We start from the raw sequence: 19,650 nt of genomic DNA on the forward strand, positions 1-19,650 counted from the left end.
AAGTACCGTGAGGGAAAGGTGAAAAGAACCCCGGGAGGGGAGTGAAATAGAACCTGAAACCGTGTGCCTACAACCGGTCAAAGCCCCTTATGAGGGTGATGACGTGCTTTTTGTAGAACGAGCCAACGAGTTACGGTATGTAGCAAGGTTAAGTACTTAAGGTACGGAGCCGAAGGGAAACCGAGTCTTAATAGGGCGACTAGTTGCATGCCGTAGACCCGAAACCGGGTGACCTATCCATGGCCAGGTTGAAGCGGGGGTAAAACCCCGTGGAGGACCGAACCACGTTGCTGTTGAAAAAGCATGGGATGAGCTGTGGATAGCGGAGAAATTCCAATCGAACTCGGAGATAGCTGGTTCTCCTCGAAATAGCTTTAGGGCTAGCGTCGGATATGAGTAATGGAGGTAGAGCACTGAATGGGCTAGGGGGCATATCGCTTACCGAACCTTATCAAACTCCGAATGCCATATACTATTAGTCCGGCAGTCAGACTACGAATGATAAGATCCGTGGTCAAAAGGGAAAAAGCCCAGATCGTCAGCTAAGGTCCCAAAGTGTAAGTTAAGTGGTAAAGGATGTGGGATTTCTAAGACAACTAGGATGTTGGCTTAGAAGCAGCCACTCATTTAAAGAGTGCGTAATAGCTCACTAGTCGAGAGATCCTGCGCCGAAAATGTCCGGGGCTCAAACTTACCACCGAAGCTACGGGCTCAAGATTACTTGAGCGGTAGAGGAGCGTCGTAATCGGGCTGAAGTCGTACCGTAAGGAGCGGTGGACTGATTACGAGTGAGAATGTTGGCATTAGTAGCGAGATGTAAGTGAGAATCTTACAGGCCGAAAATCTAAGGTTTCCTGGGGAAGGCTCGTCCGCCCAGGGTTAGTCGGGACCTAAGCCGAGGCCGAAAGGCGTAGGTGATGGACAATTGGTTGATATTCCAATACCACTATTATCGTTATTATCGATGGTGTGACGGAGAAGGATAGGATGTGCTAGCGATTGGAAATGCTAGTCTAAGCATTTAGGGAGTTAAGATAGGCAAATCCGTCTTAACAATCCTGAGGTGTGATGGGGAAGGCCATTTAGGCTGAAGTATCTGATTCCCTGCTTCCAAGAAAAGCATCTAGAAAGAGAAATAGTGCCCGTACCGCAAACCGACACAGGTAGATGAGGAGAGAATCCTAAGGCCATCGGAAGAATTGCAGTTAAGGAACTAGGCAAATTGACCCCGTAAGTTAGCGAGAAGGGGTGCCTGCGAGAGCAGGCCGCAGAGAATAGGCCCAAGCAACTGTTTAGCAAAAACACAGGTCTCTGCTAAAGCGTAAGCTGATGTATAGGGGCTGACGCCTGCCCGGTGCTGGAAGGTTAAGGGGAACACTTAGCGCAAGCGAAGGTGTGAACTTAAGCCCCAGTAAACGGCGGCCGTAACTATAACGGTCCTAAGGTAGCGAAATTCCTTGTCAGGTAAGTTCTGACCCGCACGAATGGCGTAATGACTTGGGCACTGTCTCAACTGCAAATCCGGCGAAGTTGTAGTGCGAGTGAAGATGCTCGCTACCCGCGATTGGACGGAAAGACCCCGTAGAGCTTTACTGTAGCTTAGCATTGAGTTCCGATATTGTCTGTACAGGATAGGTGGGAGACTGAGAAACTAGGGCGTCAGCCTTGGTGGAGTCAACCTTGGGATACCACCCTGATAGTATTGGGATTCTAACTGGACGCCATGAATCTGGTGACAGGACATTGTTAGGTGGGCAGTTTGACTGGGGCGGTCGCCTCCTAAAATGTAACGGAGGCGCCCAAAGGTTCCCTCAGAACGGTCGGAAATCGTTCGTAGAGTGCAAAGGCAGAAGGGAGCCTGACTGCGACACCCACAAGTGGAGCAGGGACGAAAGTCGGGCTTAGTGATCCGGTGGTACCTCGTGGGAGGGCCATCGCTCAACGGATAAAAGCTACCTCGGGGATAACAGGCTGATCTCCCCCAAGAGTCCACATCGACGGGGAGGTTTGGCACCTCGATGTCGGCTCGTCGCATCCTGGGGCTGTAGTAGGTCCCAAGGGTTGGGCTGTTCGCCCATTAAAGCGGCACGCGAGCTGGGTTCAGAACGTCGTGAGACAGTTCGGTCCCTATCCGTCGCGGGCGTAGGAAATTTGAGAGGAGCTGTCCTTAGTACGAGAGGACCGGGATGGACTGACCTCTGGTGCACCAGTTGTTCCGCCAGGAGCATGGCTGGGTAGCTAAGTCGGGAAGGGATAAACGCTGAAAGCATCTAAGCGTGAAGCCCCCCTCAAGATGAGATTTCCCATAGCATAAGCTAGTAAGACCCCTTGAAGAACACAAGGTTGATAGGTCAGAGGTGTAAGTGTGGTAACATATTTAGCTGACTGATACTAATAGGTCGAGGGCTTGACCAATAAAATTTGTTATTAATTCATATACAATTTTGAGAGAACAATATTCTTTCAAGGAAACTCAGCAAGCTGAGTATAAGATTCTTACCAAATGAAAGATTTGGAGAATCATAGCATCTGGTGATGATGGCGTAGAGGAAACACTCCTTTCCATTCCGAACAGGAAAGTTAAGCTCTACAGCGTCGATGGTACTGCATGGGAGACTGTGTGGGAGAGTAGAACGTTGCCAGGTATAGTGGCTCGATAGCTCAGTCGGTAGAGCAGAGGACTGAAAATCCTCGTGTCCCTGGTTCGATTCCTGGTCGAGCCACCAGGTATGGCGCTATAGCCAAGTGGTAAGGCAGAGGTCTGCAAAACCTTTATTCCCCGGTTCAAATCCGGGTGGCGCCTCCAAAAGAAAACTACAAGATTTCTTGTAGTTTTTTTTATTGCTTAAAAATGATTTGATTTTGAATAAGTAAATTATCTTTAGAAGAGAATTTAAAGCTACCTCCTATAGGAATAGTTATATTAGGATAATCATGTCCTATCTTTAGACCATATATTATAGGAATGTTCAACGGCATAAGTTTTTCCTTTATAATATATTCTACAGTTAATATTTCATCCTTACTATTACAATTAGTAAAATTTCCAACTATTATTGCAGATAATTTTTTTAATTTTCCACAGGAAATTAATTGAGAAAGCATTCTATCCACAGCATAAGGATTTTCATTCACATCTTCAACAATTAATATGTTATTATTAAATTTTATTTCATAAGGGGTACCAAGAGTGGAGCATATAATGGATAAGTTTCCACCAACTATGTGTCCTTTAAAATCTCTGCTATTCCAAATATAGTAATCTTTATGGCACACATCTTTTAAATCATAAATTAATTTATTATTATGATTTAATATATTTAAAAAATAATTTTTAGTATCAATATCATTAAAATTAGAAGTTATCATTGGTCCATGAAAGGTAGGGAAATGACATTTATTATAGATATAATTAAGTAATAATGTTATATCACTATATCCAAAAAAAGGCTTAGGGTTATTTTTTATCTTTTTCAAATCTAAAAAAGGAGCCATTCTAATAGATCCATATCCACCTCTTAGGCAAATAATTCCATTAACTTCTTTATCTTCAAACATTGAATTTAAATCCTTTGCTCTATTTTCATCACTACCTGCTAAATATCCAAATTTATCATAGAGATGCTTACCTTTTTTTATCTTGAATCCTAATTTCTCAAAGCAAGATATTTTTTCATCTATATATTTTTCGGATTCAGGTGATGAAGGAGCTACTATTCCTATTGTAGGAGAAGATTTTATGATATTAAGTTTAGTACTAAACAAAGAAATACACCTACTTTTAAAATAATTTATATATTAATATATTGTAAAAGCAGTATATCTATTCTTTTATAAGGATATTTATAAACAATTAGTTTATAAATAAATTTAGTCAAATTAAAATAAAAATGGGACAATTTATCTTTCCTATATAAAAAAATAAGAGTATATGCTGTAAGTACAGCATTACTCTTTATGAAAACATACCTTTTTTATGTAATAAATAAGCAGTTCCAAATGTTAAAACAAGAGTTATTATCATAGTTATTTCAAACCCAAATTCATTATGTATAAGTGGCATTCTAATGAAATTCATACCAAATATGCCACCAATAACTGTAGGTATAGCCATTAAAATTGTAACTGAAGCAAGAACCTTCATCACTATATTTAAGTTATTTGAAATAACTGAAGCAAAGAAGTCCATGGTACTTGCAAGAATATTACTATATATTTCTGTCATTTCAATAGCTTGTTTATTTTCAATTATAACGTCTTCTAAAACATCTTGATCTTCTTCATATTTTTGCATTAAATCTAATTTTAGCATCTTTTCTAATGTAATTTCATTAGCTTTAAGGGACGTAGAGAAATAAACTAGAGATTTTTCTAATGAATGAAGCTGAATTAATTCTCTATTTTTCATTGATTTATGTAATCTTTTTTCTATCATTAAGCTCTTTTTATCAATTTGTCTTAAATATACTAAATATGAATTAGATATTCTACTTAGTATTTGTAATATAAATCTAGATTTCTTAAAGGTAAAAAATGATTTAATTTTACTATTTATGAAATCAGTTAATATTCTACTGTTTTTTAAGCAAACAGTAATTATTTGTTTATCAGTATGAATAATTGCTAAAGGATATGTGTCATAAGTTAATGAATTATCCTCCATTTCAGTAAAAGGAATATCTACTATTACTAATAAACAGTTATCTTCTATATCTATACGAGAGGTTTCCTCGTCATCCAAAGGAGCTTTTAAAAAGGAAAGGGGAACACCCGTCTTTTTTGATATTAAAATAAGTTCTTCATCTGATGGTGCAATTATATTAATCCAAGATCCTGGTTCTATAGTATCTAATACTTTTAATGAAGGGTTATTTTCACCAATGCTTTTATATATTTGTATCATTATTAGACCTCCTTAAATAGATATCAAAGATAATTATACTATTTATAATTGATTTTGTAACAAAATTAATAAATTTTATATTGAAAATTTAAATGTAAAGAGAAATTAAGAAATTCATAGTAAAATTAAGTCTGGATAGAATAAACTCATATAACTTTCAAAAATATTAAAAATATAGAAATTAATAATTGAATACAATTGTGGTCAAATTAAGTGATAACTAGTATAATCTGAATATTATTTATTATAATGAGTGATGTTTTAGTGGGGGATAAATTATAAAAATGATGCATAGAGAGATTGTTGAGAAAAAAAGGATACCAGTTATAACAATGATTTTATTGTACATAACAGTGATACTTTATATATCTGAAGCTATAGAAAGATCTGAATATAATCATCATATAATTGGACATGTTGTTAATATCTTATTAATTATTATAGCAGTAGTGTTAATAATAAAGCAGATTAGAAGTTGTTTTGTTTCATACAGATATGCATTAATTGCAGACAAGCTAATAATTAATTTAATAAGAAATAAAGAAGAAAAAAATCTAGAAAGTATAAGGATGTCTGATGTACTTTATATAGGAGAAAAGGCTAATATGCCTAAAGAATATCAGGCTATGAAAAGGGTAAAGCATTATTTATGTAACAGAATAGGAGCAAAATCTTATTATTGTATCTACAAAAGTGGAGACAAAATAAAAAAGATTAAATTTCAACCTAGTGATAAATTTATTAGCAGAATAATTAAATATGGTAAATTAAAATATAAAGTAGTTTAAAGAAAAATAGGCTCTAAATAGAGCCTATTTTTTATAGAATTCATTTTTTACTTCAGATAAAAGACTATCTTTTGATATAATATCATGACCTGTAAAAGCTAAAGCTAAAGCTGCCTTCATAGCTTCTACAAAAGCATGCTCAGAAATTGTTGCATCAGCAAAAGCTTTAGTTCCATATCTAATATTTAAACCATCTATAATTGAGAAAAAGGGCTGGATACAAGGAACAGTTTTACTTACTACTCCTAAACTTAAGCCTGAATATATATCTCTAGGACCATCAATATTAATAATTCCAGTTTCTTTTAAATTATGACTAAACAATCTGTTTAAAGTTCTATTTGTTATAAGTTCTTCATTTTCTGGTTCATATAATGAAATTGAATTTTGAACCCTTATAAGTTTAGAAACATAAATTGCAATTTCTCTTAACTTGCTTTCTACTATTCTTGCAATATCCATTTCTGGCGCTCTAATATAAAATTTAGCTTCTGATTCAATAGGTAATAAAAGAGGAGTAAATCCTCCATTAGAAAGTATTGAATTTACTTCTACGTCATCTGGAAATCCCTTTAGCATAGAATTTAAAATATTAAAGCATAAAAGGATTCCATCTAGAGATGTATATGTATTTTTATTTAAAAAGCTAAGTCCACTATTACCTATGTATTTAATACTTAATGGAATAATTGCAGAAGAACTACCACTTTCTGAAGTTACAACATCAGGGTGAGCAACTAGAACTACGTCTATATCTTCAAAGATTCCTTGCTTAACCATTACAGATTTTGTTCCACCTAGATATTCTCCTGGACATCCTATAATAACAACAGAACCACCGATTTTTTCCATTATAGAGCCTAACGCCAATGCTGCAGCTACTGAAGTTGTAGTTAGTAAGTTATGACCTGTTATATGTCCTTCATTAGGGATGGCATCATATTCGCATAAGAAGCAAATAGTAGGACTACCATTACCTTTAGAAGCTCGGAATGATGTCTTCAATTCTAAGAAGTTTTCTTCAACTTTAAAATCATACTTATTTAAAAGTTTGCAAATATAATCATATGAATTAAATTCATTATAACTTTTTTCAGGATTATCATATAAAAATTTATTTAATTTTTTTAAATCTTCCTTATTTTTTTCTATAAAGCTAATCATTTCTTGTTTCATTTTTTTCCCTCCCAAGATATCTTAATTATAATTTTCCCTTAAACTGAAATTATTATTTATAAATATGTTTTTTTATATAAAGTATAAAAATTGCTTTTAAGGTGAGAATTATTAATAAAAAGTTTAAAGGGGGGATTAATATGAATCTAGAAAACAAAACCATAGATAATGATAAAAATAAATGTAAGCTATGTAGTAAAAAAATATCTATAAATGATATAATTATTAACAAGGGCTTATTTTGCCATGAGTGTAGCAATGCAATTTCTCAAATAAATAGTAATGATATAGAATATATTTATTATAAAGAAAGAATTAAAGCATGGCTTTTAAGCAAATATAATTTTGATAACATGAGGTAGTTGAATGAACAGAGGAAAATTTATAGTATTCGAAGGTGGAGATGGCTCAGGTAAGAGTACAACTTTAGAAAAGATATATGATTTTTTAGTTGCAGAAGGAATAGATTGTATTAAAACTAGAGAACCAGGTGGAATTAAAATTTCTGAGGATATTAGAAACATAATATTAGATACAAGAAATACTGAAATGGATAGAAAAACAGAAGCCTTGCTATATGCTGCAGCTAGAAGGCAACATTTGGTAGAGAAAGTTATTCCAGCATTAGAGAAGGGTAAAATCGTATTATGTGATAGATTTATCTATTCTTCATTAGCTTATCAAGGGTATGCTAGAGGAATACCTGTTGAAGAAATATTTCAAATAAATAAATTTGCAATAGGTGAATATATGCCTGATTTAAATTTATTTTTTGACATATCTCCAGAAGTAGGTTTATCAAGAATAGAAAAAAATAAAGATAGAGAAGTTAATAGATTAGATCTTGAGAAATTGGATTTTCATACTAGGGTAAGAGAAGGATATTATAAATTGGTGGAAAATAATAGAGGTGATTTTGCAATTATTAATGCAGAAAAATCTATAGATGAAGTTTTTAATGAAACAAAAGAAATAATACTGAATTTTATTAAATAAAATAGTATATATAATAAATTTTTGCTTAATTTATACAGCTTTTGTGATAAAATGTTAATATGAGGTTTATATTAGGAGGGGTCAATATGAAATTAGTAATAGCAATAGTACAAGATGATGATGCATTAGATTTAATTGATGCAATTACTGAAGCTGGATTTAGAGTAACTAAGTTAGCAACAACAGGGGGATTTCTAAAATCAGGAAATACGACTTTGATGATAGGTGTGGAAGTAGAGAAGGTACAGAAGGTTATAGATGTTGTAGAAGATATTTGTAAGACTAGAAAACAAATTATTACTACGCCAACTCCTATAACTGGAAATCTTGATATGTATATGTCTTATCCAATTGAAGTTGAAGTTGGGGGAGCTACAATCTTCGTAATAGATGTAGATCAATTTATAAAAATATAATTAGGAGGGTGTAATGGGAGAAATTATTGGACATAAAAATATATTAGATAACTTTAAAAGAAGAATAGAATCAGATGAAATTTCCCATGCACATATAATTGTTGGAGAAGATGGTATTGGTAAAAGTAAACTAGCTAATAAATTTGCTAGGAATATATTAGGTAAATCTGAAGATAAAGATTATATAGATATTATAAATTATAGATGTAAAAAATCTTCTTTTGGAGTAGACGATATTAGAGAAATCGTTGAAGAAATAAATAAAAAACCCTTTGAAGGAGATAAAAAGGTCATAATAATTTGTGATGGAAATAAATTAACAGTTCAGGCACAAAATGCTTTATTAAAAACTATAGAGGAACCACCTAAAGGGGTTTTTATAATATTATTATGTGAAAGTCTAGAGCTTATATTAGACACTATAAAATCAAGATGTCAAATTTATAAGTTATCTCCATTAACTAAAAATGAAGTAAGGCTTTATATAGATAATATAAATGATGATAGTATTAGTGAAGATGAAATTAATGCTGCCATTGCCTATAGTGAAGGAATTCCAGGAAAAGCAGAAGCTTTTCTGAGAGATTCTTCCTTAAAAGAGCTTAGAAATACTTTAGTTGATTTATTATTTCTTTTAACTAAAGGTAATACTAGAGAACTTTTGGATTTTGAAAGTAAGATAGTAACTTACAAGGATAAAAAGGAAGATATATTAAATATTCTAGCCTCCTTTATAAGAGATATAATAATTTATAAAGAAATTGATGAAGTTACCGGATTAATAAATGGGGATAAAATTGAAAGTATAAAAAAAATAGCTATTGAAATGTCTTATAAGAAGCTTAATAATATAATTGACAAAATTGGAGAAGCTAGAAAATCACTACAAAGCAATTCTAATTTTCAATTAACTATTAGAGTTATGCTTATAGGATTTATGGAGGTTTAATAATGATAAAAGTAATTGGCGTTAGATTTAAAAAGGCCGGTAAAATATACTATTTTGATCCTAGTGGACTAGAAGTTAAAAAAGGTGACTTTGTTGTTGTTGAGACAGCAAGAGGTATAGAATTTGGGGAATGTGTTATAGGCATTAAAGAAATTCCTGAATCTGATATAGTGGCTCCTTTAAAGAGTGTTATTAGGGTAGCAGAAGAAGCTGATATAAATAAACATAAGGAAAATAAAGTAAAAGAAAAAGATGCTTTAGATATATGTTTAAAGAAAGTTGAAGAACATGGATTAAATATGAAGTTAATAGATGTAGAATATACCTTTGATAATAATAAAGTTATATTTTACTTTACTGCAGATGGAAGAGTTGACTTTAGAGAATTAGTAAAAGACTTAGCAACTATTTTTAAGACTAGAATTGAGCTTAGACAAATAGGGGTTAGGGATGAAGCTAAGATGCTTGGAGGATTAGGACCTTGTGGAAGACCTTTATGTTGTTCAACATTCCTAGGTGACTTTGCATCAGTATCAATAAAGATGGCAAAGGAACAAAACTTATCTTTAAACCCAACTAAAATATCAGGTATATGCGGAAGACTTATGTGCTGCTTAAATTATGAACAAAGTACTTACGAAGATATAAGAAAGAGATTGCCTAAGGCAGGATCTATTGTAAGTATGGGAGATTTTAAGGGCGAAGTTGTAAGCAATAACACAGTTAAAGAAAGTGTTAAGGTGAAATATAAACGCGGAGATGAAGAATTAGTTGAAGAGTTTAAAATAGATGATATAGAATTAATAGAAGGTGGATATGAGGATTCTGTAGATGAATCAGATATTAAACTTGAAATAGAGTCACCTGAAGATAAAAATTTAATCAATGATCTTATAAAAGAAAATTAAAGGGGGGTATTAAATGAAAACAGTATTAAGGATAGCAAATCTTAATACAAATGAAGATGTTATTAGCATTAAAGAGGTTATAGCTCATAGTGAAGGAACTATTGCTTGTGAAGTTAATGTAAATAAAAAAGAAGTAAGTATAGTTTATGATGATAAGACTATATCTTTAGATGGGATAATAGCATCTATTGAAGAACTTGGATATAGTGTAATATAAAATATATTCAAGATAATTATTTAGAAACCTTTTAAAATTTTTATTGATATGTTAAAATAGACTAGAAATAAATTCATAATATTAGGAGGTGCTAATTATGGCATTTAAGATTGAAGATTCATGTATAAACTGTGGTGCTTGCGCTGCAGAATGCCCAGTTGATGCTATAAGTCAAGGAGATACTCAATTCGTTATCGATGAGGATGTTTGCATAGATTGTGGAAACTGTGCAAATGTTTGCCCAGTAGGAGCTCCTGTACAAGCATAATTTTACATAAAGAACCGCTAATTTAGCGGTTCTTTATTCTTTTCTTTTAATAATAGTACTGTGAGTTCATTAACTAAGGGTAACTCATCAGTATAAATAGTATCGGTATTATAATAAATAATATTCTTTAAAGTAGATAAAAACTTTAAGGGGCCATCTAAATAAAAATATTCTAAAGAGGTTTTAAAGGACATTGGAATTATATATTTAGGTTTTATTTTGGCAACAAGTTTTGCTGCTAATAATCCATCTAAACAAAAATGTCCTCCGATAGGAATAAATAAAAAATCTAAGTTAGTTAATTTGCTTATTAATTCATCATCTAATAAATGTCCTAATGAGCCTAAGTGGCAGATTTTAAACCCATCAATTTCAAATAGATATATAATATTTTCACCTCTTCTAAATCCAGAAAAGTTATCTCTACAACTGTTAAAACCTTTAATAATAAAATATTCATTTTCAAAATATGTAGTATAATTTATAACCTTATAATTATTAATAATACAATCATTAATAATTTCATTATTATGAGAGTGACTAAAAGTAATTATATCTGGTTTTAAATCATATTTTTGTATATAGGGATATATTTGCATTGGATCTATTAAAATTTTTTTCCCTAATAAATTTTTTATTAAAAAACAAGAATAGCCAATCCACTTAATTTCCATATTAATCACCTCATATATAGTTTAAACAAAAGGAATTTTATAATTCTTTTTATATGAAAATTTATTATTGGACATATTAAGACTTATAATATATAATGAAAGTCAAAGAAGGTCTAATTAAAATAATAAGTTTAAGAAGGTGAAATTATGGCAAGAATTTCAGATACAATAGAAAATTTTATTAAAGATATGTTAAATGAAGAAAGAGAAAGACAGGTTTTAATTCAAAGAAATGAGTTAGCAGATAAATTTTCCTGTGCACCATCACAAATCAATTATGTATTAACAACAAGATTTACTTATGAAAAAGGATATATAATTGAGAGCAAAAGAGGCGGTGGTGGATATATAGTTATAAAGAAAATAACATACAATGATAAAGCTGAAAATTTAAATTTAATTAATAATTCCATAGGAGAAAGTATAACTTATGGAAGTGCTTTATCTATTTTACAACATTTAAATGATACTAAAGTAATTTCTGATAAAGAATTTGAAATTATTAAGATAACTTTAAATGATAGAACTTTAGCTTCTGTTGAAAATAAAAATAAATTAAGAGCAGATATGTTAAAGGGAATATTAGCAGTTGTATTATCTTAAAGTATGTTATATATATCTATAGTTTATCTGTGTAGTTAAATTTAGCAATAGGGTATGGAGGTATTTATGGTTTTTGGTAAATTTACAGAAAGAGCACAAATAGTACTTGTAGAAGCTCAGAAAGAATCGCAGTATTTTAAGCATGGGTATATAGGAACGGAGCATATTCTTTTAGGAATATTAAAAGAAGGTGGTTTTGCTAATAGGGTTTTGTATATTAGTGGAATTACTATAGATAAGGTAAGAAATCTTATTGAAGACTACTTAGGATTTGGTGATGTAGACATTTCTATAGGGGAAATGCTATTAAATCCTAGAACTAAGAGAGTATTTGATGATAGCTTAGCAAAGGCGATGATGTATAATCATAATTATATAAATCCAGAGCATATTTTATTAGCTTTACTAGATGATGTTGAAAGTATAGCTTATACTATAATTTCAAATTTAAAAGTAGATTTAAAAGGTATAAAAACTGAAATTATAAATTACATTAATAAAAATGATATAAATGATATAAAGCAGATGGATGATAAAAAGAAAAATTCAAATAAAACTCCAATGCTTAATCAATATGGTAAAGATTTAACTGCTTTAGCTAAGGAAGGAAGACTCGATCCATTCATAGGAAGAGAAACTGAAAGCAAAAGAATACTAGAAATATTATGTAGAAGAAATAAAAATAATCCATGCCTCATAGGAGAACCTGGAGTTGGGAAAACTGCAGTTGTAGAAGGCTTAGCTCAAATGATAGTTGAGGGAAAGGTTCCAAATATTATAAAGGATAAATCTATAATATCTTTAGATTTAACAGCTATGATAGCAGGAGCTAAGTATAGAGGTGAATTTGAAAATAGATTAAAAAAGGTTATGGACGAGATTATAACTTCTCAAGATATAATAATATTTATAGATGAGATTCATACTATAGTTGGTGCTGGTGGAGCAGAGGGAGCTATTGATGCATCTAATATTTTAAAGCCTGCATTAGCTAGAGGAGAAATAAAGTGTATTGGAGCAACTACTATTGATGAATATAGAAAATACATTGAAAAGGATTCAGCTTTAGAAAGAAGATTCCAGCCGGTTACTGTAGATGAACCTTCAAAGGAAGAGACTCTTGAAATATTAAGAGGGCTTAGAGAAAAATATGAACTTCATCATATGGTTAAAATAGAGGACGAAGCTTTAGAAGCAGCTGTAGAACTATCAGATAGATATATATGCGATAGGTTTATGCCTGATAAAGCAATTGATTTAATAGATGAGGCATCAGCCAAAGTGAGAATAGAAAATCTTATTTCGCCTCCAGAAATAGGAGATTTAAAAAGGAATTTAGAACTACTATCAAAAGATAAAGAAACTGCAATTAAAAGCCAAAGCTTTGAAAAAGCTGCTTATTTAAGAGATGAAGAAATGGAAATTAAAAATAAGTTAAGTGTATTAAGCGTTAATTATAATAACTTGGAGTTTAGTAATATTGTAAGCAGAACTGAAATAGCAAAAGTAGTTTCTGTTTGGGCTAAGATACCAGTAGAAAAGTTAACAGAAGAGGAGACAGAAAGACTTCTAAGACTTGAAGATGTTCTTCAAGAAAGAGTAATAGGACAAAAGGAAGCTGTAACAACAATTTCTAAAGCTGTAAGAAGAGCTAGAGTTGGATTGAAAGATCCTAACAGACCAATAGGATCATTTATATTTTGTGGTCCAACGGGAGTTGGAAAGACAGAACTTTCTAATACTTTAGCTGAAGTTATGTTCGGAGATAGAAAAAACTTAATAAGAATTGATATGTCAGAATATATGGAAAAGCATTCAGTATCAAGACTTATAGGAGCTCCGCCAGGATATGTAGGCTACGAGGAAGGTGGCCAATTAACTGAGGCTATAAGGAGGAATCCATATTCTGTAGTGCTATTAGATGAAATAGAAAAGGCTCATCCTGATGTTTTCAATATATTACTACAAATAATGGAAGACGGTAAGCTTACAGATAGTAAGGGAAGGACAGTAAATTTCAAGAATACTATTATAATAATGACTTCCAATGTTGGTGCCCATAATATTAAAAAGCAGAATTCAGTAGGATTTATAAATGAAAAAAATATTGAAAATAGTGAATTTGAAAATATGAAAAAAATAATTATGGAAGAAGTTAAAAACCAATTTAAGCCAGAATTCTTAAATAGAGTTGATGAAGTTATTGTATTTCGCAAATTAGTGGATAATGATATATTAAAAATAGTTAACTTAATGCTAAATAGCACTATAAATAAACTTAAAGAAAGAAAAATAACAATTAATTTAAATGAAGATAGTAAAAAATTTTTAGTTAATAAAGGTGTTGATATAAATTATGGTGCAAGACCACTAAGAAGAATAATAGCTAAGGAGTTAGAGGATAAACTAAGCGAAGAAATGCTAAAGGGATGTATTAAGGGCGGAGATAATTTAGAAATTTATTGTGATGGTGAGGAACTTTGTATTAAGCATATATCATAGTATAGAAGAAGGTTTTCTATTAGAAAATCTTCTTTTTGTTTAATATATGCATATATTTTTAATACTTTTGAATATAAATTGGTGATAAAATCATTGAACTAATAAAAATTATTACCTAAAAATAGTTGCATTTTTAAAACTATAAGCATATAATTGATTATAAAGAATATACCCCTAGGGGGTAGGAGGGAAATATAATGAGTAAAGAAGTAAAACATAAAGAATTGATTATAATCGGTGGGGGACCAGCAGGTTTAACTGCTGCTATATATGCAACAAGAGCAAAGTTAGATATGCTTTTATTAGAGGATCAAATATTAGGTGGTCAAGTAAGAAATAGTTATACAATCGAAAATTATCCTGGGTTTAAGAAAGTTTCAGGAACTGAGCTAGCAGATTTAATGCAGCAACAAGCAGAAGAACTTGGAGCCGAAATAGATGAATTTGATATGGTAGAGAGAGTTGATTTTAGTGGAGATGAAAAAATTGTTGAAACTAATAATTTTATATATAAAACAGATACTGTAATAATATCAACAGGAGCAGTCCCAAGAAAATTGCCTATTCCAAATGAAGAAAAATTTTCAGGTAAGGGAATACATTACTGTGCAGTATGTGATGGAGCAATGTATGATGGAAAAATAATTGGAGTAGTTGGTGGAGGTAACTCTGCACTAGAAGAAGCTTTATTCTTAACAAAGTTTGCTACTAAGGTATATATGATAAGAAGATTTGATTATTTCAAAGGAGAAAAGGCTACTATTGATGAAGTTATGAATCACCCTAAGATAGAAGTATTATTTAATGAAGACTTAGTTAATGTAGAAGGTGAAAACTTTGTTGAAAAAGCAATAATAAAGAATACAATTGATGGTACAGAAAAAGAAATGGATATGGATGCTGTGTTTGGATTTATCGGAACAGAACCTAAAACAGAACACTTTAAGGATTACATTGAATTAACAAATAGTGGATATGTAAAGACAGATGAAAGAATGAGAACAAATGTTAATGGTGTATTTGCAGCAGGAGATGTAAGAGAAAAAGAATATAGACAAATTACAACAGCAGTTGCTGACGGAACAATAGCAGCATTAGAAGCTGAAAAAGTTATAGTTGAAAATAAGAAAAAAAGGAAATAATAATAACAAAATTATTATTTAAGTAAGGAGAAATAATATGATAAAGATATATTCAACATCATGGTGCCCATCTTGTATTAAAGCAAAAAAATTCTTTGATATGAAGGGTTGGGAGTATAAAGAAATTAATGTAGCTGATAAGCACGAAGACAGAGAAGAGGTATTTAGGGTTTCAGGGCAAAGAACTGTACCTGTAATAGATATAGACGGAGAAATTATAGTAGGATTCGATAAAAATAAAATAGAATTAGCGAAGAAGTAAGAGGGGATTAAAATGTTTAATTGTATAAGAGGCGAAGAATTAACTTTCAAGAATTTAGTAGATGGTAAATGGATAACTAGTGATAGTAATAAGTTTATAGAAATATATTCACCAATTGGAAATTGCTTAGTAGGAAAGGTTCCTGCAATGACAAAAGAAGAGGTTGATTTTGCAATAAATAATGCAAAGGAAGCACAAAAGGAATGGAAAAATGTTCCTGTAAATAAGAGAGCAGAAATATTATATAAGGCAGCAGATTTATTAATAGAAAAAGTAGATGAAATATCAGATATAATGATGAGAGAAATTGGTAAAGATAAAAAATCAGCTGAGTCAGAAATATTAAGATCAGCAGATTATATTAGATTTACAGCAGATACAGCTAAGAATTTATCTGGAGAAAGTATTCCAGGAGATAGTTTCCCAGGATTTAAGAAAAATAAAATATCCTTAGTAACTAGGGAACCATTAGGGGTAGTTTTAGCTATTTCACCATTTAATTATCCAATAAACTTAGCATCTTCAAAGATTGCACCAGCTTTAATTGCTGGTAATTCAGTAGTTTTAAAACCTGCCACTCAAGGAAGCCTTTGTGGATTATATTTAGCAAAAATATTTGAACATGCAGGAGTACCAGCTGGGGTATTAAATACTGTTACTGGAAGAGGTAGTGTAATAGGTGATTATATAGTAACTCATCCTTCAATAGATTTTATAAACTTTACTGGAAGTACAGAAGTGGGTACTGGAATTTCAAAGATTACTAGTATGGTACCATTATTAATGGAACTTGGTGGTAAAGATGCAGCTATTGTATTAAAAGATGCAGACTTAGATTTAGCAGCTTCTAATATTGTTTCTGGAGCATACTCTTATTCAGGACAAAGATGTACTGCTGTTAAGAGAATATTAGTTGTAGAAGAAGTTGCAGACAAATTAGTTGAAAAAGTTAAAGAAAAAGTTGAAAAATTAAAGGTTGGAAATCCAGTAGATGGAGCAGAAGTTGTTCCATTAATAGATAATAAAGCAGCAGATTTTGTATGGGATCTTATTGAAGATGCTAGAGAAAAAGGTGCACATTTATTAGTTGGTGGTAAGAGAGAAGAAAACTTAATTTATCCAACATTATTTGATTATGTAACAACAGATATGAGATTAGCATGGGAAGAGCCATTTGGTCCAGTATTACCTATAATAAGAGTTAAGGATAAAGATGAAGCAATTGAAATTGCTAATAAGTCTGAATATGGATTACAATCATCAGTATTTACAGAGAATATTAATGAAGCTTTCTATGTAGCAGATAAATTAGAAGTTGGTACTGTTCAAGTTAATAATAAAACTGAAAGAGGACCAGACCACTTCCCATTCTTAGGTGTTAAGGCATCTGGAATTGGAACTCAAGGAATAAAATATTCAATAGAAGCTATGTCAAGACCAAAGGCTACTGTAATCAATATAGGTAGATAGGTAGTGTTTGTTATATAGTATAAAATCTCATTGAGATATTATAAAATTAATATATTTTCAATAAGGAGTTGTATTTGCAGCTCCTTATTGAATTTAAAAGTATAATAAATTGTATAAAAAAGAAGTAGTTAAAACTACTTCTTTTTTATTATTATTTTATAACACCATAAATCCTAGTGTTTATGTTTTAAAAACTAATTGTTTAATGCTTTATCTATAGCATTTTTATCAAAACCAACGATAACAGTACCATTTATATCTAAAACAGGAACTCCCATTTGTTTTGATTTATTTATCATTTCATCTCTAGCAGTCATATCTTCTTGAACATTAAGTTCTTCAAATTCCACACCTACTGATTTTAAGTAGTTTTTTGCTTTTACACACCATGGACAAGTATTTGTACTATAAACTTTAACCATTTGTAATCCTCCTTTTAATTATCAAAAGATAATTAATATTAATTAACATTAAGTTTACACCATTTTATAAAAAAATTCAACATCTATAGTATATTTTATTAAAAATAAAGAATGTGGTATTATATAACTTAAATACTAATTTATTTAATGAGATTTTGATTATCTAAATTAGAATTAAGAATCATGTTATCTAAAGAAGTATCTTTAGAATTAAAAAATAATTCTTCTGATAAATTTTTAGATTTATCTTCACGTATTACATTTTTTGAAGGTATATTGGAAAAATAATTTCTATTAATCATTATAGCATCTCCTTTTAGTTTATATAATTATTTTTCCAAAAAAATTATAATTTATAACAATTTAAAAAATTAACAAACTGGTCTAGACATCTATAACAATTTTTAATATAATAAATTTAGGAGGATTAACAATGATAGATAAAAGTAGCCCAATTCCTGTATATTACCAATTAAAAAATGATTTAGTATCTAAGATTTCCGAAGGAGTATGGAAACCTGGAGATTGTATATCAAGTGAAAGAGAACTTTGTGAAATATACGGAGTTAGTAGGATGACCATTAGACAGGCTATTGGCGAACTTGTACAAGAAGGTGTACTTCTTAGAATTAAAGGAAAAGGAACCTTTGTATGTGAGCAAACATTTAAGCAAAAGGATATGATGAGCTTTAGTGAGATAGTAAAGCAAATGGGAAAAACATTAAGATCTGAAATAGTTGAATTTAAAAAAATCTCAACACCAGAAGACTTAACTGATATCTTTTTACTAGATGAATTATACAAGATAATTAGAAAGCGTATAGTTGATGATGAATGTGTTGCAATAGAAAAAGTTTATATACCTGTAGATTATTGTGGGTACATAGATGAAGAAATGTTAAGGGGATCCTTATTTAAAATTCTTGAAGGCTTTGGTTATAAGGTTGATTATTCTCAATCCTCAATAGTTTCAGTTATTATGGACAATGAATTAAAAGAAATTTTTAATGTTAATCAACAAGTGCCTATGCTAAAAATTATTAGCAAAACTTATGATTTAAATGATAAGTTAATATTTTTAGAAGAGGCTATATATAGATCAGATAAATTTACTTTGGAAGTTAATATATCGAGAAGAGAGGGAAAAATACGATGAAGGTAATAGTTACAAAAAATTATGATGAATTAAGTAAAGTTGCTGCAAAGGAAATGGCAAATGTAGTTAAAAATAACCCTAAAGCTATATTGGGTTTAGCAACAGGTGGATCACCAATTGGTATGTACAAGGAATTAATTAGAATGAATAAAGATGGTGAAATTGACTTTTCTAAGGTTACTACTGTAAATTTAGATGAATATGTTGGTTTAAGTGGAGAGCATCCTCAAAGCTATAGATACTTTATGAATGATAATTTGTTCAATCATATAAATATAGATAAGAATAACACTTATGTTCCAAATGGATTAGCAGAAAATATTGAAGAAGAATGTAAAAATTATGATGAAAAGATAGCTAAGTTAGGTGGTACAGATGTTCAATTATTAGGAATAGGTAATAATGGACATATAGCATTTAATGAACCAGATGAAGACTTAGTGGCAGGAACACATTTAACTGGTTTAACACAAGATACAATAGAAGCAAATGCTAGATTTTTTGATTCAATAGATGAAGTTCCAAAGACTGCAATCACAATGGGACTTGGCGGAATAATGAAATCAAAAAAGATAATCGTTATAGCAAGTGGAGAATCTAAAGCAGAAGCAGTAAAGGCTATGGTAAAGGGAAAAATAAATACAAATATGCCTGCATCAATGTTACAAATGCATAGAGATGTTGTTCTTATAGTTGATGAAGCAGCAGCTAAATTATTATAAAATTACAATAGGGTTTAAATATTTAAAAGAATTGCAATAATGTAAATATTGTAGTTCTTTTTTTGTACATCAAGTT

Annotated in this window: 21 protein-coding genes, 2 tRNA genes and 2 rRNA genes (1 of these 25 running past the window's edge); 19 read left to right on the forward strand and 6 right to left on the reverse strand. The window is 30.8% G+C overall.

All coding sequences use genetic code 11. The features are described 5' to 3' along the window. From ACFYH6_RS01200 to ACFYH6_RS01215, 4 genes are all read left to right on the forward strand, one after another. Positions 1 to 2,415 (forward strand): 23S ribosomal RNA (locus ACFYH6_RS01200) (it extends 491 nt beyond the left edge of the window). A 113-nt stretch (positions 2,416 to 2,528) separates the two neighbouring features. Beyond that, positions 2,529 to 2,645 (forward strand): 5S ribosomal RNA (gene rrf / locus ACFYH6_RS01205). 5 nt (positions 2,646 to 2,650) lie between these two features. After that, positions 2,651 to 2,726 (forward strand) — tRNA-Phe (locus ACFYH6_RS01210). Positions 2,727 to 2,731: 5 nt separating this feature from the next. After that, positions 2,732 to 2,806, forward strand: a tRNA-Cys gene (locus tag ACFYH6_RS01215). A gap of 32 nt (positions 2,807 to 2,838) precedes the next feature. Here the strand turns inward: ACFYH6_RS01215 and ACFYH6_RS01220 are convergent. Together ACFYH6_RS01220 and ACFYH6_RS01225 are read right to left on the reverse strand one after the other, a co-directional pair. Further along, positions 2,839 to 3,765 (reverse strand): S66 peptidase family protein, encoded by a 927-nt coding sequence (locus ACFYH6_RS01220; protein WP_416179384.1) that lies wholly within the window; start codon positions 3,763 to 3,765, stop codon positions 2,839 to 2,841. A 190-nt stretch (positions 3,766 to 3,955) separates the two neighbouring features. Then, complete coding sequence (locus ACFYH6_RS01225; protein ID WP_316343217.1) at positions 3,956 to 4,903, reverse strand: magnesium transporter CorA family protein; 948 nt, start codon at positions 4,901 to 4,903, stop codon at positions 3,956 to 3,958. A gap of 284 nt (positions 4,904 to 5,187) precedes the next feature. Here ACFYH6_RS01225 and ACFYH6_RS01230 point away from each other — a divergent pair, with 284 nt between their 5' ends. After that, positions 5,188 to 5,691 (forward strand): hypothetical protein, encoded by a 504-nt coding sequence (locus ACFYH6_RS01230; protein ID WP_416179383.1) that lies wholly within the window; start codon positions 5,188 to 5,190, stop codon positions 5,689 to 5,691. 24 nt (positions 5,692 to 5,715) lie between these two features. Here ACFYH6_RS01230 and ACFYH6_RS01235 read toward each other — a convergent pair whose 3' ends face one another. Further along, the gene (locus ACFYH6_RS01235) at positions 5,716 to 6,867 is read right to left on the reverse strand and encodes a M20 family peptidase (protein WP_316343215.1); all 1,152 of its coding nucleotides are present in this window, start codon (positions 6,865 to 6,867) and stop codon (positions 5,716 to 5,718) included. A 140-nt stretch (positions 6,868 to 7,007) separates the two neighbouring features. Between ACFYH6_RS01235 and ACFYH6_RS01240 the strand changes: the two genes are divergently transcribed. The 7 genes from ACFYH6_RS01240 (at position 7,008) to ACFYH6_RS01270 (ending at position 10,621) form a co-directional block, all read left to right on the forward strand. Continuing rightward, positions 7,008 to 7,229, forward strand: a complete 222-nt coding sequence (locus tag ACFYH6_RS01240) for a sigma factor G inhibitor Gin (protein WP_416179382.1) — start codon at positions 7,008 to 7,010, stop codon at positions 7,227 to 7,229. 4 nt (positions 7,230 to 7,233) lie between these two features. Further along, positions 7,234 to 7,863 (forward strand): dTMP kinase, encoded by a 630-nt coding sequence (tmk, locus tag ACFYH6_RS01245; RefSeq protein ID WP_416179381.1) that lies wholly within the window; start codon positions 7,234 to 7,236, stop codon positions 7,861 to 7,863. Between the two features lie 86 nt (positions 7,864 to 7,949). Next, complete coding sequence (locus ACFYH6_RS01250; RefSeq protein ID WP_316343212.1) at positions 7,950 to 8,279, forward strand: cyclic-di-AMP receptor; 330 nt, start codon at positions 7,950 to 7,952, stop codon at positions 8,277 to 8,279. A gap of 13 nt (positions 8,280 to 8,292) precedes the next feature. Continuing rightward, positions 8,293 to 9,228, forward strand: a complete 936-nt coding sequence (locus ACFYH6_RS01255) for a DNA polymerase III subunit delta' (RefSeq protein WP_316343211.1) — start codon at positions 8,293 to 8,295, stop codon at positions 9,226 to 9,228. A 2-nt stretch (positions 9,229 to 9,230) separates the two neighbouring features. After that, positions 9,231 to 10,136, forward strand: coding sequence for a stage 0 sporulation family protein (locus ACFYH6_RS01260; protein WP_316343210.1), 906 nt, complete (start codon positions 9,231 to 9,233; stop codon positions 10,134 to 10,136). Between the two features lie 13 nt (positions 10,137 to 10,149). After that, positions 10,150 to 10,353: a heavy-metal-associated domain-containing protein gene (locus ACFYH6_RS01265; RefSeq protein WP_316343209.1), complete on the forward strand. Its 204-nt coding sequence runs from the start codon at positions 10,150 to 10,152 to the stop codon at positions 10,351 to 10,353. Between the two features lie 97 nt (positions 10,354 to 10,450). Further along, positions 10,451 to 10,621, forward strand: coding sequence for a DUF362 domain-containing protein (locus ACFYH6_RS01270; RefSeq protein ID WP_291631791.1), 171 nt, complete (start codon positions 10,451 to 10,453; stop codon positions 10,619 to 10,621). A 17-nt stretch (positions 10,622 to 10,638) separates the two neighbouring features. Here the strand turns inward: ACFYH6_RS01270 and ACFYH6_RS01275 are convergent, their stop codons facing one another. Beyond that, positions 10,639 to 11,295, reverse strand: coding sequence for an MBL fold metallo-hydrolase (locus tag ACFYH6_RS01275; RefSeq protein WP_416179380.1), 657 nt, complete (start codon positions 11,293 to 11,295; stop codon positions 10,639 to 10,641). Between the two features lie 147 nt (positions 11,296 to 11,442). Between ACFYH6_RS01275 and ACFYH6_RS01280 the strand changes: the two genes are divergently transcribed. The 5 genes from ACFYH6_RS01280 (at position 11,443) to ACFYH6_RS01300 (ending at position 17,274) form a co-directional block, all read left to right on the forward strand. After that, positions 11,443 to 11,898 carry a CtsR family transcriptional regulator gene (locus ACFYH6_RS01280; protein ID WP_316343207.1) on the forward strand — a complete coding sequence of 152 codons (456 nt, stop codon included), beginning with the start codon at positions 11,443 to 11,445 and terminating at the stop codon, positions 11,896 to 11,898. A gap of 66 nt (positions 11,899 to 11,964) precedes the next feature. After that, entirely contained in the window at positions 11,965 to 14,400 is a 2,436-nt protein-coding gene (locus ACFYH6_RS01285) for an ATP-dependent Clp protease ATP-binding subunit (RefSeq protein ID WP_416179379.1), read from the forward strand. A gap of 197 nt (positions 14,401 to 14,597) precedes the next feature. Further along, complete coding sequence (gene trxB / locus ACFYH6_RS01290; protein ID WP_316343205.1) at positions 14,598 to 15,542, forward strand: thioredoxin-disulfide reductase; 945 nt, start codon at positions 14,598 to 14,600, stop codon at positions 15,540 to 15,542. 37 nt (positions 15,543 to 15,579) lie between these two features. Beyond that, the gene (locus ACFYH6_RS01295; RefSeq protein WP_316343204.1) at positions 15,580 to 15,804 is read left to right on the forward strand and encodes a glutaredoxin family protein; all 225 of its coding nucleotides are present in this window, start codon (positions 15,580 to 15,582) and stop codon (positions 15,802 to 15,804) included. A 12-nt stretch (positions 15,805 to 15,816) separates the two neighbouring features. Next, entirely contained in the window at positions 15,817 to 17,274 is a 1,458-nt protein-coding gene (locus ACFYH6_RS01300; protein WP_316343203.1) for an NADP-dependent glyceraldehyde-3-phosphate dehydrogenase, read from the forward strand. Between the two features lie 194 nt (positions 17,275 to 17,468). Here the strand turns inward: ACFYH6_RS01300 and ACFYH6_RS01305 are convergent, their stop codons facing one another. Together ACFYH6_RS01305 and ACFYH6_RS01310 are read right to left on the reverse strand one after the other, a co-directional pair. After that, on the reverse strand, positions 17,469 to 17,696 hold the full coding sequence (locus ACFYH6_RS01305) for a glutaredoxin family protein (protein ID WP_316343202.1): 228 nt from the start codon (positions 17,694 to 17,696) through the stop codon (positions 17,469 to 17,471). A 140-nt stretch (positions 17,697 to 17,836) separates the two neighbouring features. Further along, a complete protein-coding gene (locus tag ACFYH6_RS01310) occupies positions 17,837 to 17,998 on the reverse strand; it encodes a hypothetical protein (RefSeq protein ID WP_316343200.1) in 162 nt (53 codons plus the stop codon). A gap of 131 nt (positions 17,999 to 18,129) precedes the next feature. Here ACFYH6_RS01310 and ACFYH6_RS01315 point away from each other — a divergent pair, with 131 nt between their 5' ends. After that, complete coding sequence (locus ACFYH6_RS01315) at positions 18,130 to 18,852, forward strand: GntR family transcriptional regulator (protein ID WP_416179378.1); 723 nt, start codon at positions 18,130 to 18,132, stop codon at positions 18,850 to 18,852. Beyond that, positions 18,849 to 19,574 carry a glucosamine-6-phosphate deaminase gene (gene nagB, locus ACFYH6_RS01320; protein WP_316343198.1) on the forward strand — a complete coding sequence of 242 codons (726 nt, stop codon included), beginning with the start codon at positions 18,849 to 18,851 and terminating at the stop codon, positions 19,572 to 19,574. Before ACFYH6_RS01315 ends, nagB begins: the two co-directional genes overlap by 4 nt. Positions 19,575 to 19,650: the final 76 nt, after the last annotated feature.

This window comes from Clostridium sp. HCS.1 (assembly GCF_047900555.1).
Taxonomy (GTDB): domain Bacteria; phylum Bacillota; class Clostridia; order Clostridiales; family Clostridiaceae; genus Clostridium.